Origin of the sequence: Streptomyces ureilyticus, from assembly GCF_011045025.1 — a bacterium.
GTDB classification, from domain to species: Bacteria; Actinomycetota; Actinomycetes; order Streptomycetales; family Streptomycetaceae; genus Streptomyces; species Streptomyces ureilyticus.
In genome coordinates, this window is sequence record NZ_JAAKZX010000039.1 from 1 (window position 1) to 14,682 (window position 14,682).

Here is a 14,682-nt window from a genome sequence, read left to right on the forward strand (position 1 = left end):
CCGGAAGCCCGCACCGCCGCCCACCGCCTGTCCACCGACCCGGACACCGTCGAACGCGACCTGGTCAAACTCGTCCTGACCGTCGTCGAACTCCTCCGCCAGCTCATGGAACGCCAGGCCCTCCACCGAGTCGACAACGACGACCTCACGGAGGACCAGGAAGAACGCGTAGGCCTGACCCTGATGCTCCTCCACGACCGCATGCAGGACCTCTGTGCCCGCTACGACCTCCGCCTGGAAGACCTCAACCTGGACCTGGGGCCCTTGGGGACGCTGCTGCCACCGGCCGACTGAGGGTCCCCACCAACTCGCCCGCCACTGACCTCCGTTGGACGGAGCATGCGGCGGGCGACTGCGCCTGAGTACACGTACTCAGGCGCACTGTGTCGCTCGGCGCTGTCGCGGCCGGTCCGCGTTCCCCACGATGGGGCGGGCCCACCCGCGTCGAAAGAGGTACTCATGGGACGTGACCTGCAGCTGCGCGCTGCCACTCCGGAGGATCTGGAGTGGATCCACGAACTGCGCCACCGGGTGTACGCACAGGAGCTGGGCCAGCATGCGCCGGATCCGTCCGGCCGGCTGCGCGACGGGCTGGACGGCGACAACGTCTACCTGGTCGCGGCGCGGGGAGAGGCCCGAATCGGCTTTGTCAGCCTGACTCCGCCCTGGTTGGGCCGGTATGCGCTCGACAAGTACCTGAACCGCGACGAGCTGCCACTGCTGACCGAGGACGATCTCTTCGAGGTACGCATCCTCACTGTTGAGCCGCGCTGGCGGACCACCGCGGCGGCACCACTGTTGATGTACGCGGCGCTGCGCTGGATCGCCGCCCGGGGCGGCCGCCGGGTGGTGGCGATGGGGCGCACCGAACTGCTCGACATGTACCTGGCCGCCGGCCTGCGCCCGGTCGGCCGGACCGTCCACAGCGGTGCGTTGACGTTCGAGGTGCTGACCGGCGGCGTGACCGAGCTGACGAAGGTCACGATGGACCGTTACGGCACCCTGCTGGAACGTCTGCGGTCCGAAGTGGACTGGCGGCTGGACATGCCGTTCGCACCCCGGCCGGACGGCTGCGAACACGGCGGCGCCTCGTTCACCGCCATCGGCACGGACTTCCGCAGCCTGCACCGGCGCCATCAGGTCGTCGCGGCGGACGTACTGGACGCCTGGTTCCCGCCGGCCCCCGGCGTGCGGGCGGCGCTCGCGGAAGATCCGGCCTGGGCCGCCCGGACCTCGCCGCCGACCGGCGCCGAGGGCCTGCTGGCGGACATCGCCACGGCCCGCGGGCTGCCGGTTCAGACGCTCGCGGTCGGCGCGGGTTCATCGGACTTGATCTTCCGGGCGTTCGGCCAGTGGCTGACCCCGCAGAGCAGGGTGCTCCTGATGGACCCGGGCTACGGCGAGTACGCCCACGTCACGGAGCGGGTGATCGGATGCCGGGTGGACCGGTTCCGGTTGCGCCGCGAAGACGGCTGGCGGATCGACTCGGCCCGGTTGTCCGCTGCCGTCGCCTCGGGCCGCTACGACCTCGTGGTGGTGGTCAACCCGAACAACCCGACCGGACGCCACGCACCGGCCGCGGAGCTGCGCTCGGTGATCGCTGCCGCGCCGGCCCGGACCCGCTGGTGGATCGACGAGGCGTACCTGGGCTATGTCGACCTGACCGAGTCACTCGTCGGCCTCGCCGCGACAGATCCGCGGGTGGTGGTCTGCAGTTCACTGTCCAAGATGTACGGGCTGTCCGGTCTTCGGGCGGCGTACCTGGTGGCCGAGCCGACCACCGCGGCGCGGCTACGCCTGCGGACACCGCCCTGGCCGGTCAGCCTCCCGGCGCAGCTGGCCGCCGTGGCGGCCCTGCGCGACCCGGCGTACTACAGCGAGTGCTGGCTTCGCACCCACGCGCTGCGCCGACAGCTGGCCGCCGACCTGGCCGGGCTGGATGAGACCGTGGCGGTCGAGGAGGGTGTGGCGAACTTCCTCACCGTGACCCTGCCGTCCGGCGGGCCGAGCGCCGCACAGGTGGTGAACGAGTGCCGCCGCCGCGACGTCTACCTGCGCGACCTGTCGCCGCTGTCGTCGGCGTACCAGGGGCGCACGGTGCGCATCGCGGTCAAGGACAGCGCCGAGAACGCGCGCATTGCGGACAGCATTCAGGCAGCCCTGGACGTACTGCGACCTGGCTCGGCCTCGCTCGTTTCGATGCCCGCGGGTGTTCCCGCCGCCGGATCCGCCCGGTGATCACCGTGGCCTCCCTGGCGCCCTACCTCGGTGGGGCGCTGGCGCTGGGCGGCCTCGCGGTGGCGGCGTCCCGGCGCCGCGAGCTGCTGATCCGGTGGTGCGCCTGGGCGGTCGGAGTGCCACTGGTCACCGGTGCGTTCTGGTGGGGCGGTCCCGGCGCCGCGGCCATCGCCATCGCCGTAGGGGTGATCGCGGCGATGGAGTTCGGCGGGCTGATGCAGCTGGGCTCGGCAGACCGGGTCGTACTGGCCGCAGCGGTGGCAGGCGTGGTGCTGGCCGCCTGGCTGACGCCCGGACAGGAGCTCCGGGCGGTCGCGATCGGGGCGCTCGCGATCGCCGCGGTGCCGCTCCTGTCCGGCGACGCCGACCATGGCCTGCACCGGCTGTGCGCCGGTCTGCTCGGGCTGGCCTGGCTGAGTGTGCTGGCCGCGCTGGTGCCGCTCGGGGCGAGCGCGCTCGCGCTGTTCGTGGCGGTCTCGATCGCCGACATCGCGGCGTACTTCGCCGGTCAACGGCTGGGCGGACCGCGGCTGTCGCCCCTGTCACCGGCCAAGCGGTGGAGCGGGACCCTGGCCGGGGCGGCGGCCGGCGTCGGCGTGCTCGCCGTGCTGTCCGCGCTGACCTGGCCGATGGCGGTCGCGGTGGCGGTCGGCGGCCCGGCCGGCGACCTCCTCGAATCCATGGTCAAAAGAGGCGCCCAGGCAAAGGACGCCGGCCGTTGGCTACCCGGCTCCGGCGGCCTGCTGGACCGGATCGACTCGCTGCTCATCGCGCTGGCCGTCCTGCTTGTCCTGCGCTGACCTGGCCCCGGACAAAAAGACCGCACCCGATCCGTCAAGGCCGCCGTTCCAGGCGCCCCGCGGACCGGGTGCGGGCAGTGAGACACAGGGAGACGCTGCAACCAACGTAATCGCAGGTCAGAGAGCCTGATCAAGGATCAGGCCTTCTTGGTCTCCCAGAAGATCTTGTCGACCTGGGCGATGTAGTCGAGTGCCTTCTGGCCGGTCGCCGGGTCCGTGGAACCCTTTGCGGTCGAGAGGGACTTGAGGGTGTCGTTGACCAGCTGGTGGAGCTCCGGGTACTTCTCGAAGTGCGGCGGCTTGAAGTAGTCGCTCCACAACACCGAGACGTGGTGCTTGGCGAGCTCGGCGCGCTGCTCCTTGATGGTCGTCGCCCGGGCCTGGAAGTGAGGGTCGTCGTTGCCGGCCATCTTTTCCTGGATGGCCTTCACCGACTCCGCCTCGATGCGGGCCTGGGCCGGGTCGTACACACCGCAGGGCAGGTCGCAGTGTGCGCTGACCTTGACCTTGGGGGCAAACAGGCGGGAGAGCATTGAGCTGTCCTTCCTCGTGATCGTCTTCTCAGGTGGGACATTACTCCGTGCTGGACGGGATTTCGCGAGTGCCCCCATGGGCTTAGGACAAAAGTCCGGGGTCAAACTGGGACTGGTGGAGGATCGGACCGGGGAGGTGCCGGTGATGCCGGAGCTGTCGCAGGAGACCGAGCGCGGGAGGGCTGTCTTGCCTTTCGGGGTGGCCGAAGTGACCGGGCCGTCCATGGTGCCCACGCTGTATCACGGGGATCTGCTCGTGGTGCAGTACGGAGCGCGCATCAGGCCCGGACACGTGGTCGTTCTGCGTCATCCGTTCCAGCAGGACCTGTTGGTCGTCAAGCGCGCTGTGGAGCGGCGCGAGGGCGGCTGGTGGGTGCTCGGGGACAACGCGTACGCGGGCGGGGACAGCACGGACTACGGGACCGTGCCCGAGGAATTCGTCCTCGGAAAGGCATGGTTCCGGTACCGGCCCCTGAAGGAGGGTCAGCGTTCGCCGCTCGCGGTCGCGCGCTGGGCGCTCTCGGCCGCGCGGCCGGTGTTCCCCGACCGGTCGGCCTCCAGGCGCTTGCGGGCGCGGTAGGCGGCGACGTTGGCGCGGGTCGCGCAGCGGTCCGAGCAGTAGCGCCGGGAACGGTTCGTCGAGGTGTCGAGGTAGGCGTTGCGGCACGGCGCCGCCTCGCACAGGCCCAGGCGGTCCACGCCGTACTCGGTGAGGTGGAAGGCCAGTCCCATCGCGGCGATCGCGGCATAGCCGGCGGTCGCGTTCGAGGGGTGGTCCGCCAGGTGCATGTGCCACAGGGGGCGGCCGTCGTCGTCCCGGAAGTCGTGCCCGGAGATCTGCGGGCTCACAGGGAACTCCAGGAGCAGTGAGTTCAGCAGGTCCACGGCGAGCGTCTCGTCGCCCGTGTCGGCCGCCTCGAAGACCGCGCGCAGCCGGGCCCGTACGCCCCTGAAGCGGGTGACGTCGGCGTCCGTGGCGCGCCGGGCCGCCGACTCCTTGCCCCCGAAGAGGTCGCGGACGGCCTCGACCGAGGTGAGCGAGTCCTTGCCCCGGGCCGGTTCCTCGCTGTTGACGAGACGTACGGCGTAGTCCGAGTAATAGGCCAGTTCCACTTGTAGTCCTTACGAGGGCGCTCTATGGTCATGGTGCGAGCGAGTAATGGCTGACTTTGATTCCAGGGTATTACTCCTGGAGGGGAGGGGCTTGCATGACCACCGTGACCGGAGCCGACTGGCCTGCCTGGCAGCAGAGCTGGGATGCGCAGCAGGAGTGGTACCTCCCGGATCGTGAAGAGCGCTTCCGGGTCATGCTCGACATGGTCGAGGCCCTGGTGGGCCCCGCACCGCGCGTACTCGACCTGGCATGCGGTACGGGAAGTATCACGGCCCGGCTCCTCAAAAGGTTCCCGGAGGCCGTCAGTACCGGGGTCGACCTCGACCCCGCGCTTCTGGCCATCGCCGAGGGCACCTTCGCCGACGACGACCGCGTCACGTTCGTGACAGCCGACCTGAAGGACCCCGACTGGACGGCAAAGCTGCCGTACGACTCGTACGACGCCGTCCTCACCGCCACCGCCCTCCACTGGCTGCACCTCGACCCCCTCGCGGCCCTCTACGGTCAGGTCGCGGAACTCGTCCGCGACGGTGGTGTGTTCATGAACGCGGACCACATGATCGACGAGTCGACGCCGAGGATCAACGCCGCGGAGAGCGCACACCGGCAGGAGCGTATGAACCGGGACAAGGCGGCCGGCGTACTCGGCTGGACCGAGTGGTGGCAGCTCGCCGCCCAGGACCCGGTGCTCGCCGAGCCGACGGCCCGCCGCTTCGAGATCTACGGAGAGCACGCCGACGGCGAGACCCCGTCCGCCGAGTGGCACGCGCGCGTGCTGCGCGAAAAGGGCTTCGCCGAGGCGCGCGCGGTGTGGCGTTCGCCTTCGGACGCGCTGGTCCTCGCGCTCAAGTGACGAGGGCGTAAGGGTATGAGGGCATGAGCAAGGGGCGGTACGGATATCCCGTACCGCCCCTTCTCCTACGTACCGTCAGAGAACCTTGGACAGGAACGACTTCGTCCGCTCGTGCTGCGGATCCGTCAGTACGTCGCGCGGGTGGCCCGACTCGACGACCACGCCGCCATCCATGAAGACCAGGCTGTCGCCGACCTCGCGGGCGAAGCCCATCTCGTGGGTGACGACGATCATGGTCATGCCGGACTCGGCGAGGTCACGCATGACGTCGAGGACGTCGCCGACCAGCTCCGGGTCGAGAGCGGAGGTGGGCTCGTCGAACAGCATCAGTTTCGGGTCCATCGCGAGGGCCCGGGCGATCGCCACGCGCTGCTGCTGGCCGCCGGAGAGCTGTGAGGGGTACGTCCCGGCCTTGTCGGCCAGGCCCACCCGCTCCAGCAACTGACCGGCGCGCTCCCGTGCCTGGGCCTTGCTGACGCCCTTGACCTGGACCGGGGCCTCGATGATGTTCTCGAGGGCCGTCATGTGCGGGAACAGGTTGAAGCGCTGGAAGACCATGCCGATGTCCCGGCGTTTCACCGCGACCTCGCTGTCCTTCATCTCGTACAGCTTGTCGCCCTTCTGGCGGTAGCCGACCAGCTCGCCGTCGACATACAGACGGCCGGCGTTGATCTTCTCGAGGTGGTTGATACACCTCAGGAAGGTCGACTTGCCGGAGCCGGACGGGCCGATGAGGCAGAAGACCTCGCCCGTGTTCACCTCGAGGTCGATGCCCTTGAGGACCTCGACGGGACCGAAAGACTTGTGGACGCCTTCGGCCTTCACCATGGCGGTCATGCGCCACCTCCCGCCGCCGGACGGTTCGTAAGGGACAGCATGTTCGCCTTGATCTTCTGGAACGGGGTGTCCGGGAGCGTACGGCTGGACCCGCGCGCGTAGTACCGCTCGATGTAGTACTGCCCGACGCTCAGGACCGATGTCATGATCAGGTACCAGGCGGCGGCGAGGAAGTACATCTCCACCGTGGAGCCCGCGTTCTGGCCGATGTCCTGGGCCTCTTTGAACAGGTCGAAGAACTGCACCGCCGAGACGAGCGAGGTCGTCTTCAGCATGTTGATGACCTCGTTGCCCGTGGGCGGCACGATCACGCGCATCGCCTGGGGGATCACGATCCGGCGGAGCGTCTTGGTGTGGCTCATGCCGAGTGCGTGCGAGGCCTCGGTCTGGCCCTCGTCGACGGAGAGCAGACCGGCGCGGCAGATCTCGGCCATGTACGCCGCCTCGTTGAGGCCGAGGCCGAGTAGCGCCGTCAGCAGCGGCGTCATGAACGACGACCAGTAGTCCTTGTAGATCGGGCCGAGGTTGATGTACTCGAAGACCAGGCCGAGGTTGAACCAGACAAAGAGCTGGACCAGGACCGGAGTGCCGCGGAAGAACCAGATGTAGAACCACGCGATCGACGAGGTCACCGGGTTCTTCGACAGGCGCATCACGGCGAGCAGGACGCCGCCCGCGATCCCGATCACCATGGAGAGCACAGTGAGCAGGAGGGTTTTCAGAACGCCGTCGATGATGCGGTCGTCGAAGAAGTAGTCGGGGATCGCACCCCAGTTGATCTCGCCTTGCGCGAAGGCATAGACGACCGCGCCGAGCAGCGCGAGTGCGATGACCGCCGACACGTAGCGCCAGGGGTGCCGGACCGGGATGGCCTTGATGGCCTCCGGCCCGGCAGGCGGCGTCGGATCGGCGGGACCGTCCGTCTTGTTGACGTCAACAGTCACGGGTAGAGCCTTTCAGTGCCGAGTCGAGCCGGGGTCAGGAACCGCCGTTGATCTTGGACTCGGTGACCGCGCCGTCCTCGACGCCCCACTTCTTGACGATCTTCTCGTACTCGCCGTTCTTGATGATCGCGTTCACCGCGGCCTGCAGCGCGTCGCGCAGCTCGGTGTTGTCCTTGGCCACGGCGATGCCGTAGGGGCCCGCCTCGACCTGGTCGCCGACGATCTCGAAGTGCTTGCCGCCGCCCGCGTTCTTCGTCGAGTACGCGGCGATCGGGAAGTCGGCGGAGACGACGTCGGCGCCCTTGGAGCGCATCCGGGTCTCGGCCTCGGGGTTGGTGGCGAAGTCCTCGATCTTGAGGGCCTTCTTGCCGTCATCCGTGCACTTCTTCGCCTGGTCCTTGGCCAGGTCGTGCGAGAAGGTGTTGCGCTGTACGGCCATCGTCTTGCCGCACAGGTCGTCCCAGGTCTTGATTCCCTGGTCGTCGCCCTTGTTGGTGTACAGCGAGACGCCCGCGGTGAAGTAGTCGACGAAGTCGACGCCGGCGCCGACCTTCTTGCCGGTCTCGGAGTCGACGCCCTCCTGGCGGTCCTTGGTGTCGGTCATGGCCGACATGGCGACGTCGTAGCGCTTGGCAGCGAGACCGCCGATGAGCGCGTCGAACGTGCCGTTCTGGAACTCGAACTTCACGCCGAGCTGCTTGCCCAGCGCGGCGGCTACGTCCGGGTCGATCCCGACCGTCTTACCGGAGTCGTCCCTGAACTCGACCGGTGCGTAGTTGATGTCCGAACCGACCTTGATGACGCCCTTGTCGCGGATCGCCTTGGGGAGCTTGTCGGCCAGCGGAGCCGCGCTCGTCTCCGCGGTGTCCGAGTCGTCGCTCTTGGTCTGGTCACCGCAGCCCGTGAGCAGCAGGGCGCCGGCGACCGCGATCGCACCGACCGCGGCTATCCGGGAGCGCGAGGCGGTCGTACGACGGGTGGAGCTTGCGGTCATGGTGATTCCTCCGGCGGAAGGGTGGAGTGCCGATGGGTCGACGAGAAACACACACCTTTGTGGGTGTCGCGACCTCGCGTGATGACGGCAATCTTGCCATTCGGACGGATCCCCCCAGGGTGCCCTCCATGTCAAAATCGGATAACGGGTGACCCCCGAACCGCGCTGGACCGGTCGATCTCGACCGGATCTTGTGCGGATTCTTTGCCTTCCGGCCGGAAGATCTTCGGTGCTTCGCGCGATGTGAGCGGCCGCCTCTGCGCGCTTGCGGCGCTCTGCTGACTTGTCGGAATGTGTCTGCGCATATGGGCACAAGTCATGTCAGCGTCATGTGACCTTCGTGTTATGGACTCGTCGGGGACGGCGTCCGTCCGGTAAGAAGGTTCCTTACACCCCTCATCCGGGGCTCAGGGCGCGTGTGCGGCGCGCCCGTCGCGTATGTGCCCGTACGTACCCGTACGTAGCCGTCACATCAGGGACATACGCGGTGCCCGCCCACCCCTCACCCGGAGTGGAACCCTCAACCGTTCAAGACTTAAGGGGTAAACAAAGTGGCAGCGGAGATCGTCAATCCTCGCAGCGACGGCAGTACGGATCAGGACGGCGGCGCCGAGCCTCTCGATTCCATCGACCCGGCGTTCGCCCTCCACCGGGGCGGGAAGATGGCCGTGCGGGCCACCGTTCCCGTCCGGGACAAGGACGACCTGTCCCTCGCGTACACGCCCGGTGTCGCGAAGGTGTGCAGTGCCATCGCCGAACAGCCGGATCTCGTCCACGACTACACATGGAAGTCGTCCGTGGTGGCCGTGGTGACGGACGGTACGGCCGTGCTCGGGCTCGGCGACATCGGCCCCGAGGCCTCCCTCCCCGTGATGGAGGGCAAGGCGATTCTGTTCAAGCAGTTCGGTGGGGTCGACGCGGTGCCGATCGCTCTGGGCACGACGGACACCGACGAGATCATCGAGACCGTGGTGCGGCTCGCGCCGTCCTTCGGCGGGGTCAACCTGGAGGACATCTCGGCGCCCCGATGCTTCGAGATCGAGCGGCGGCTGCAGGAGCGGCTGGACATTCCGGTCTTCCACGACGACCAGCACGGGACCGCTGTCGTCACGCTGGCCGCCCTCAGGAACGCGGCTCGGCTGACGGGGCGGTCGCTGGGTGAGCTGCGTGCGGTGATCTCCGGTGCGGGGGCGGCGGGCGTCGCCATCGCCAAGTTCCTGCTCGAGGCGGGGCTCGGGGATGTCGCGGTCGCGGACCGCAAGGGTGTCGTGTCCGAGGACCGGGACGATCTGACGCCGGTCAAGCGGGAGCTTGCCTCGCTGACCAACAAGGCAGGGTTGTCGGGGTCGTTGGAGGCCGCGCTCGCCGGTGCCGATGTCTTCATCGGGGTGTCCGGCGGTACGGTTCCGGAGCCGGCCGTCGCTTCCATGGCCGAGGGTGCGTTCGTGTTCGCGATGGCCAACCCGAACCCCGAGGTGCACCCCGACGTCGCGCACAAGTACGCGGCGGTGGTGGCGACCGGGCGGTCCGACTACCCCAACCAGATCAACAATGTGCTGGCGTTTCCCGGGATCTTCGCGGGGGCGCTTCAGGTGCGGGCGTCTCGGATCACCGAGGGGATGAAGATCGCCGCCGCGGAGGCGCTGGCCGCTGTCGTGGGCGACGACCTTGCCGCCGATTACGTCATCCCGTCGCCGTTCGACGAGCGGGTTGCTCCCGCGGTCACTGCGGCGGTCGCTGCGGCGGCCCGGGCCGAGGGTGTGGCTCGGCGCTGACCTTCGGCGGGTGGGTTCGTTGTCGGCTGACGGTCCGTCGTGGGTGCTCTCAAGGGGTGCGGGGCTGTGTCGATTTGCGGCTCCGCCGCGATGGGGGTCCCCCCACTCGAGCGAATTCGAGAGTGGGGGAGCGACCAGCCACGACGGGCCCGCAGTCGCCCGCGAAACCGAACCCACCGCCCCCATGGGCGCCCCGCTCGACCGCCGAGGGCTAGGGTCAGATCATGTTTGCTGCATACGCTGCACGTATTGATCGGGACCAGCCGTTGGACGGGCTGGAGTTGGGGGAGCGGCCCGCTCCCGAGGCTCGGGACGGCTGGACGACCGTGGACGTCAGGGCCGCCTCCCTGAACCACCACGACCTGTGGTCGCTGCGGGGCGTGGGCCTCCCGGAAGACCGGTTGCCGATGATTCTGGGGTGCGACGCCGCCGGGGTCGACGAGGACGGCAACGAGGTCGTGCTGCACTCCGTGATCGGGCAGACGGGGCATGGGGTCGGACCGAAGGAGCCGCGTTCCATCCTCACCGAGCGGTACCAGGGGACGTTCGCGGAACAGGTCTCCGTACCCGTCTGGAACGTACTGCCGAAGCCCAAGGAGCTCTCCTTCGAGGAGGCCGCCTGTTTGCCCACCGCCTGGCTGACGGCGTACCGCATGCTCTTCACCAACGCCGGCGTACGGCCAGGCGACTCGGTTCTCGTACAGGGCGCCGGAGGTGGTGTGGCCACCGCCGCGATCGTGCTGGGGAAGGCGGCGGGGCTACGGGTCTTCGCCACCAGCCGTGACGAGGCGAAGCGCAAGCGGGCCGTGGACCTGGGCGCCGTGGAGGCCGTGGAGTCCGGCGCCCGGCTGCCACAGCGCGTGGACGCGGTCATCGAGACCGTCGGGGCCGCCACCTGGTCCCACTCCGTGAAGTCGCTCAAGCCCGGCGGCACCCTCGTCATCTCGGGTGCCACCAGCGGCGACCGTCCCTCGCACGCCGAACTGACCCGCATCTTCTTCCTCGAACTCAAGGTCGTCGGCTCCACGATGGGAACGAAGGACGAACTGGAGGGCCTGCTGTCCTTCTGCGCCGCCACCGGCGTGCGTCCTGTCATCGATGAAGTCCTCCCGCTGGATCGTGCCCGTGAGGGGTTCGAGCGGATGGAGTCGGGCGAGCAGTTCGGGAAGATCGTCCTCACTGCCTCCTGAGGCGTCGGCCTCACACTCACCCGTCTCTTGCACGCCCCTTGATGTCAATCTCGGTTGACATCAAGGGGCGTGTCAACGTATGTTGACGTCATGACCGAAGCAACAGATCTCGCCGAGCGCGCGGGTGACCGTGATCCGCGGATCGGGCTGCGGGCCGTCTCCGCCTTGCGGCGGCTGCTGGAGCAGCTCGAAGCGGTGCAGGTGCGCAGTGCGCGCAATCAGGGTTGGTCGTGGCAGGAGATCGCCGCGGAACTGGGTGTCAGCAGGCAGGCCGTCCACAAGAAGTACGGGAGGCAGTGATGTTCGAACGGTTCACCAAGGACGCCCGCGCGGTGGTGCTGGGCGCGGTCGAGCACGCCGAGCGGATGGGTGCGGAGACGGTCGAGGAGCAGCACATGCTGCTGGCTCTGCTCGACCGCGAGGGCAGTCGTGGGTCGTTCGCTCTCGCCTCTCTGGGGCTCGACCGTCAGAAGGAGTCGGTAAGGGAGGCCTTGGCCGAGGCGCGGCGACGGGGTGGGCTGTCGCGCGCCGAGGTGGACGCCCTGTCCGGTCTCGGTGTTGACCTCTCGGAGATCCTCTCCAGGGTCGAAGAGGCCCATGGCGTGGGTGCGTTGGGCGCCGACGGGAAGGACAAGGGGCGCGGTAAGGGGTGGTGGTCCGGGTTCATCGGCGGGCATCGTCCTTTCGCTCGTGGGGCCAAGGGTCTTCTTACGGAGTCCCTGCGCATCGCTACCGCTCACAAGGACCGGCACATCGGTGACGAGCACCTCCTGATCGCCCTCACCTCCCGCCCCGGCGTCCCCGCGGAGGTGCTGGCCGACCACGGCGTGACGTACGCGTCGCTGCGGCGCGTGCTCTACGGCGGCGGCGAGGCGAAGGCGGGCTGAGGCGAAGGACCAACTGGGGTGCGGCGCCCGGCGCTTCCGCGGGCGCCGCACCCCCGAGGGCCCCCGCTCAGCCCTTGGGGCGCAGTGCCACCCCTATGTGTGCCGCCGCCGTCGACAAGTGGCGGCGGCACTCCCGCAGTTGGTCCTCCGTCACGCCGTTGTCGCGGGCCGCGTCGCGGATGTCGTCGCGGAAGCGGTCCAGGAGGCGGTCGAGGTCGCGGGCGGGGTCGCCGGTCGAGTCGTCGTGTGCCCAGGCGGGTTCGTAGTCGGCGGGGAAGTCCTCGGGGGTAGCCGTGTAGTCGGGCTCCGGCGTCCGCTCCCTCTCCGGCCGGCCGGCGCCGGCGTCCTTCCCGAAGCCCTTGCCGAAGTCCTTTCCGAACTCGCCGAATTCCTTGGCCAGTTCGGAAAGGCCCTCCCGTACGCCCGTCGGCCAGTCGCCCCGTGCGAAGTGGTCCTGTACCTGGTCCTGGACGCGCTTGGCGACGCGCTGGAGCTCCTGGGCCTGGGCCAGTGCCCTCTCCTGCGCCTCCTTGGCCTGGCGGCGCGCCCGCTGGGCCTCCTCGCGAGCCCGTCGGCTCTCGTCCTTCGCGCGCCTGGCCTGTTCCTTCCACTCCTGCTTGACGCGGCGCATCTCCTCCTTCGCGGTACGCCACGCCTCCTTCTCCGTGTACTCCGTGGAGTCCCCGTAGGCGGCCTCGTGTTCCCCCCGCCATCCCTTGGCGCCGCCCGTGGTGGGCCCCCGGCGTGCCTCGCTCGCCGCAGCCCGCATCTCGCGGCGGAGGTCCCCTGCCGCGCCCCGTACATCGGCCCGGATCTCGGCGGCCAGCTCCGCGACCGACTCGCGGATCTCCAGCTCCAGGTCGGCCAGTTCACCGCTGCGGTCGGCCAGTTCGGCACGTCCGGCGTCCGTGATCGCGTACACCTTGCGGCCGCCCTCGGTGGTGTGGGTGACCAGGCCCTCGGCCTCCAACTTGGCCAGGCGGGGGTACACGGTGCCGGCCGAGGGGGCGTACAGGCCTTGGAAGCGCTCCTCGAGGAGCCGGATCACCTCGTACCCGTGGCGTGGCGCCTCGTCCAGCAGCTTCAGGAGGTAGAGCCGCAGTCGTCCGTGGGCAAAGACGGGAGGCATGTCAGAGCCCCTTCTTGTCGTTCGGGCTGTCGGAGGGGGAGTCAGCGGGGCTCTTGTCGGATGGGACTGTGCCGGTGCCGGTACTGGTGTCCTTCGGTTCGGCGTCCCATGGCTCGTCCTCCGACGGAGGCCTCCGTAGCAACGCGATCGAGCCCGAGACCGTCGTCGCCTTCAGCTTTCCGGCGCCCGAGCCCAGGCGGCCGGTGATCTTATGGGCGCCCCACTGGCCGCTGACCCGGAGGTCGTCGAAGGCGTTGGAGACGGTGCCGCTCGCGGTGTCGACCTCGACCTCCGCGTCCGCGGGGTGCGGCAGCCGGACGGCGATCTCCCCCGAGACGCTGTTCAGCCTGACGTCGGTGGGGCTGTCCGTGTCGAGGTCGACGATCATCGAGCCGCTCACCGAGTCCGCCCGCACGCTGGAGCCCGAGCCCTCTACGACGGTGAGGTCACCGGAGACGGAGTTGAAGCGCAGGTCGCCGGTGACGGCCTGGGCCTCCAGATTTCCGGAGACCGTGTCGGCGCGTACGGGGCCGGAGAGGCCGACGAGGGTCGTGTCTCCCGTGACTCCCTTCACCACCGTCGGGCCGTCGACCCCGGAGACCACGGCGGCGGCGCCGACCACGCCGACCTCCACGCGCGCAGGTGCCGGAATCGCCAGGGAGACCACCGCCTCTCGGCGCCAGCCCTTGCGGTCGAGCCACTTGAGGAAGCCCTTCCACGGCAGGTCCTCGTAGGCCACCGTGAGCGTGCCGTCCTTGTGGGTCACCAGGAGAGGTGGTCCCTCTATCTCGGTCACCTCTAGGCGGGTGGAACCCTCGTCCACCCCCACGACGTTCACCGTTCCGTTGACGAGGCGCACATGGAGCTCCGTCACGGGGTCATCGAAGATGAGCTTCTTGGGCTCGGCGACGGACCACTCGGACATGGTGCTGACCTCCTCGACGCGAACGAACGTGACGTTGCGGAACATCGCGACAGGGGGCACGGCCAACACCAGCCCAGACCGATCGCGCCATATCGCGTCTTCCGTTATTCACGATATATCGCGGTCACGGAAAGTCAAGACACCCGTTCCGGTGATCTCGCAAGAGGTGAATGCGCAGGTTCGACGGGTCCCGACGGGTCCCGACGGGTCCCGACGGGTCTCGACGAGTCTCGATGGGTCTCGATGGGTTCGACGGGCGTCGCGAGTCCTACTCGTCGTCCTCGTCGTCGTCCAGCCGCGCCAGCCAGGTCGCCAGCCGCTCCACCGGCACCTCGAAGTCCGGGTTGAGATCGACGAACGTGCGGAACTGCTCGGCGAGCCACTCGAAGGTGACCTCTTCCTCGCCGCGCCGCTTCTCAAGTTCCTCGATGCCACGGTCGGTGAAGTACACGGGTGCTCTCCT

Annotated in this window: 17 protein-coding genes; 9 read left to right on the forward strand and 8 right to left on the reverse strand. The window is 68.8% G+C overall.

Annotated features, from left to right (window positions below; all coding sequences use genetic code 11):
- From G6048_RS15010 to G6048_RS15020, 3 genes are all read left to right on the forward strand, one after another.
- Positions 1–294 (forward strand): gas vesicle protein K (locus tag G6048_RS15010; protein WP_165340029.1); only part of this gene is annotated, 294 nt, incomplete at its 5' end.
- A 165-nt stretch (positions 295–459) separates the two neighbouring features.
- Positions 460–2,238 (forward strand): histidinol-phosphate aminotransferase family protein, encoded by a 1,779-nt coding sequence (locus tag G6048_RS15015; RefSeq protein ID WP_165340030.1) that lies wholly within the window; start codon positions 460–462, stop codon positions 2,236–2,238.
- Positions 2,235–3,038: a phosphatidate cytidylyltransferase gene (locus tag G6048_RS15020; protein ID WP_328826007.1), complete on the forward strand. Its 804-nt coding sequence runs from the start codon at positions 2,235–2,237 to the stop codon at positions 3,036–3,038. The genes G6048_RS15015 and G6048_RS15020 overlap by 4 nt, the downstream gene beginning before the upstream one ends.
- A gap of 137 nt (positions 3,039–3,175) precedes the next feature.
- On the opposite strand, the gene sodN is transcribed toward G6048_RS15020, so the two are convergent.
- A complete protein-coding gene (sodN, locus tag G6048_RS15025; protein ID WP_165340031.1) occupies positions 3,176–3,571 on the reverse strand; it encodes a superoxide dismutase, Ni in 396 nt (131 codons plus the stop codon).
- 145 nt (positions 3,572–3,716) lie between these two features.
- Here sodN and sodX point away from each other — a divergent pair, with 145 nt between their 5' ends.
- Positions 3,717–4,151: a nickel-type superoxide dismutase maturation protease gene (sodX, locus tag G6048_RS15030; protein ID WP_165340076.1), complete on the forward strand. Its 435-nt coding sequence runs from the start codon at positions 3,717–3,719 to the stop codon at positions 4,149–4,151.
- Here the strand turns inward: sodX and G6048_RS15035 are convergent.
- Positions 4,055–4,684, reverse strand: coding sequence for a CGNR zinc finger domain-containing protein (locus G6048_RS15035; RefSeq protein ID WP_165340032.1), 630 nt, complete (start codon positions 4,682–4,684; stop codon positions 4,055–4,057). The genes sodX and G6048_RS15035 overlap by 97 nt on opposite strands.
- Before the next feature lie 95 nt (positions 4,685–4,779).
- On the opposite strand from G6048_RS15035, the gene G6048_RS15040 reads away from it, so the two are divergent.
- On the forward strand, positions 4,780–5,538 hold the full coding sequence (locus G6048_RS15040; protein ID WP_165340033.1) for a class I SAM-dependent methyltransferase: 759 nt from the start codon (positions 4,780–4,782) through the stop codon (positions 5,536–5,538).
- Between the two features lie 75 nt (positions 5,539–5,613).
- On the opposite strand, the gene G6048_RS15045 is transcribed toward G6048_RS15040, so the two are convergent.
- Genes G6048_RS15045 through G6048_RS15055 form a run of 3 tightly spaced genes read right to left on the reverse strand, consistent with a single transcriptional unit; the run spans position 5,614 to position 8,313 of the window.
- Positions 5,614–6,375 (reverse strand): amino acid ABC transporter ATP-binding protein, encoded by a 762-nt coding sequence (locus tag G6048_RS15045; RefSeq protein WP_165340034.1) that lies wholly within the window; start codon positions 6,373–6,375, stop codon positions 5,614–5,616.
- Positions 6,372–7,319, reverse strand: a complete 948-nt coding sequence (locus G6048_RS15050; RefSeq protein WP_165340035.1) for an amino acid ABC transporter permease — start codon at positions 7,317–7,319, stop codon at positions 6,372–6,374. Before G6048_RS15050 ends, G6048_RS15045 begins: the two co-directional genes overlap by 4 nt.
- Before the next feature lie 34 nt (positions 7,320–7,353).
- The gene (locus G6048_RS15055; protein ID WP_165340036.1) at positions 7,354–8,313 is read right to left on the reverse strand and encodes an ABC transporter substrate-binding protein; all 960 of its coding nucleotides are present in this window, start codon (positions 8,311–8,313) and stop codon (positions 7,354–7,356) included.
- Positions 8,314–8,864: 551 nt separating this feature from the next.
- On the opposite strand from G6048_RS15055, the gene G6048_RS15060 reads away from it, so the two are divergent.
- The 4 genes from G6048_RS15060 to G6048_RS15075 all read left to right on the forward strand — a co-directional run bounded on the left by G6048_RS15060 (position 8,865) and on the right by G6048_RS15075 (position 12,165).
- Entirely contained in the window at positions 8,865–10,088 is a 1,224-nt protein-coding gene (locus G6048_RS15060) for an NAD(P)-dependent malic enzyme (protein ID WP_165340037.1), read from the forward strand.
- 224 nt (positions 10,089–10,312) lie between these two features.
- Positions 10,313–11,278, forward strand: coding sequence for a zinc-binding dehydrogenase (locus G6048_RS15065; protein WP_165340038.1), 966 nt, complete (start codon positions 10,313–10,315; stop codon positions 11,276–11,278).
- A 90-nt stretch (positions 11,279–11,368) separates the two neighbouring features.
- Positions 11,369–11,578, forward strand: coding sequence for a helix-turn-helix domain-containing protein (locus tag G6048_RS15070; RefSeq protein ID WP_010984411.1), 210 nt, complete (start codon positions 11,369–11,371; stop codon positions 11,576–11,578).
- Positions 11,578–12,165: a Clp protease N-terminal domain-containing protein gene (locus G6048_RS15075; protein WP_165340039.1), complete on the forward strand. Its 588-nt coding sequence runs from the start codon at positions 11,578–11,580 to the stop codon at positions 12,163–12,165. The genes G6048_RS15070 and G6048_RS15075 overlap by 1 nt, the downstream gene beginning before the upstream one ends.
- Positions 12,166–12,232: 67 nt before the next feature.
- Here the strand turns inward: G6048_RS15075 and G6048_RS15080 are convergent, their stop codons facing one another.
- From G6048_RS15080 to G6048_RS51370, 3 genes are all read right to left on the reverse strand, one after another.
- The gene (locus G6048_RS15080) at positions 12,233–13,294 is read right to left on the reverse strand and encodes a helix-turn-helix transcriptional regulator (RefSeq protein WP_165340040.1); all 1,062 of its coding nucleotides are present in this window, start codon (positions 13,292–13,294) and stop codon (positions 12,233–12,235) included.
- Between the two features lies 1 nt (position 13,295).
- Positions 13,296–14,219 (reverse strand): DUF4097 family beta strand repeat-containing protein, encoded by a 924-nt coding sequence (locus G6048_RS15085; protein ID WP_165340041.1) that lies wholly within the window; start codon positions 14,217–14,219, stop codon positions 13,296–13,298.
- A gap of 268 nt (positions 14,220–14,487) precedes the next feature.
- Entirely contained in the window at positions 14,488–14,670 is a 183-nt protein-coding gene (locus G6048_RS51370; protein ID WP_033320086.1) for a DUF6104 family protein, read from the reverse strand.
- Positions 14,671–14,682 lie beyond the last annotated feature (12 nt).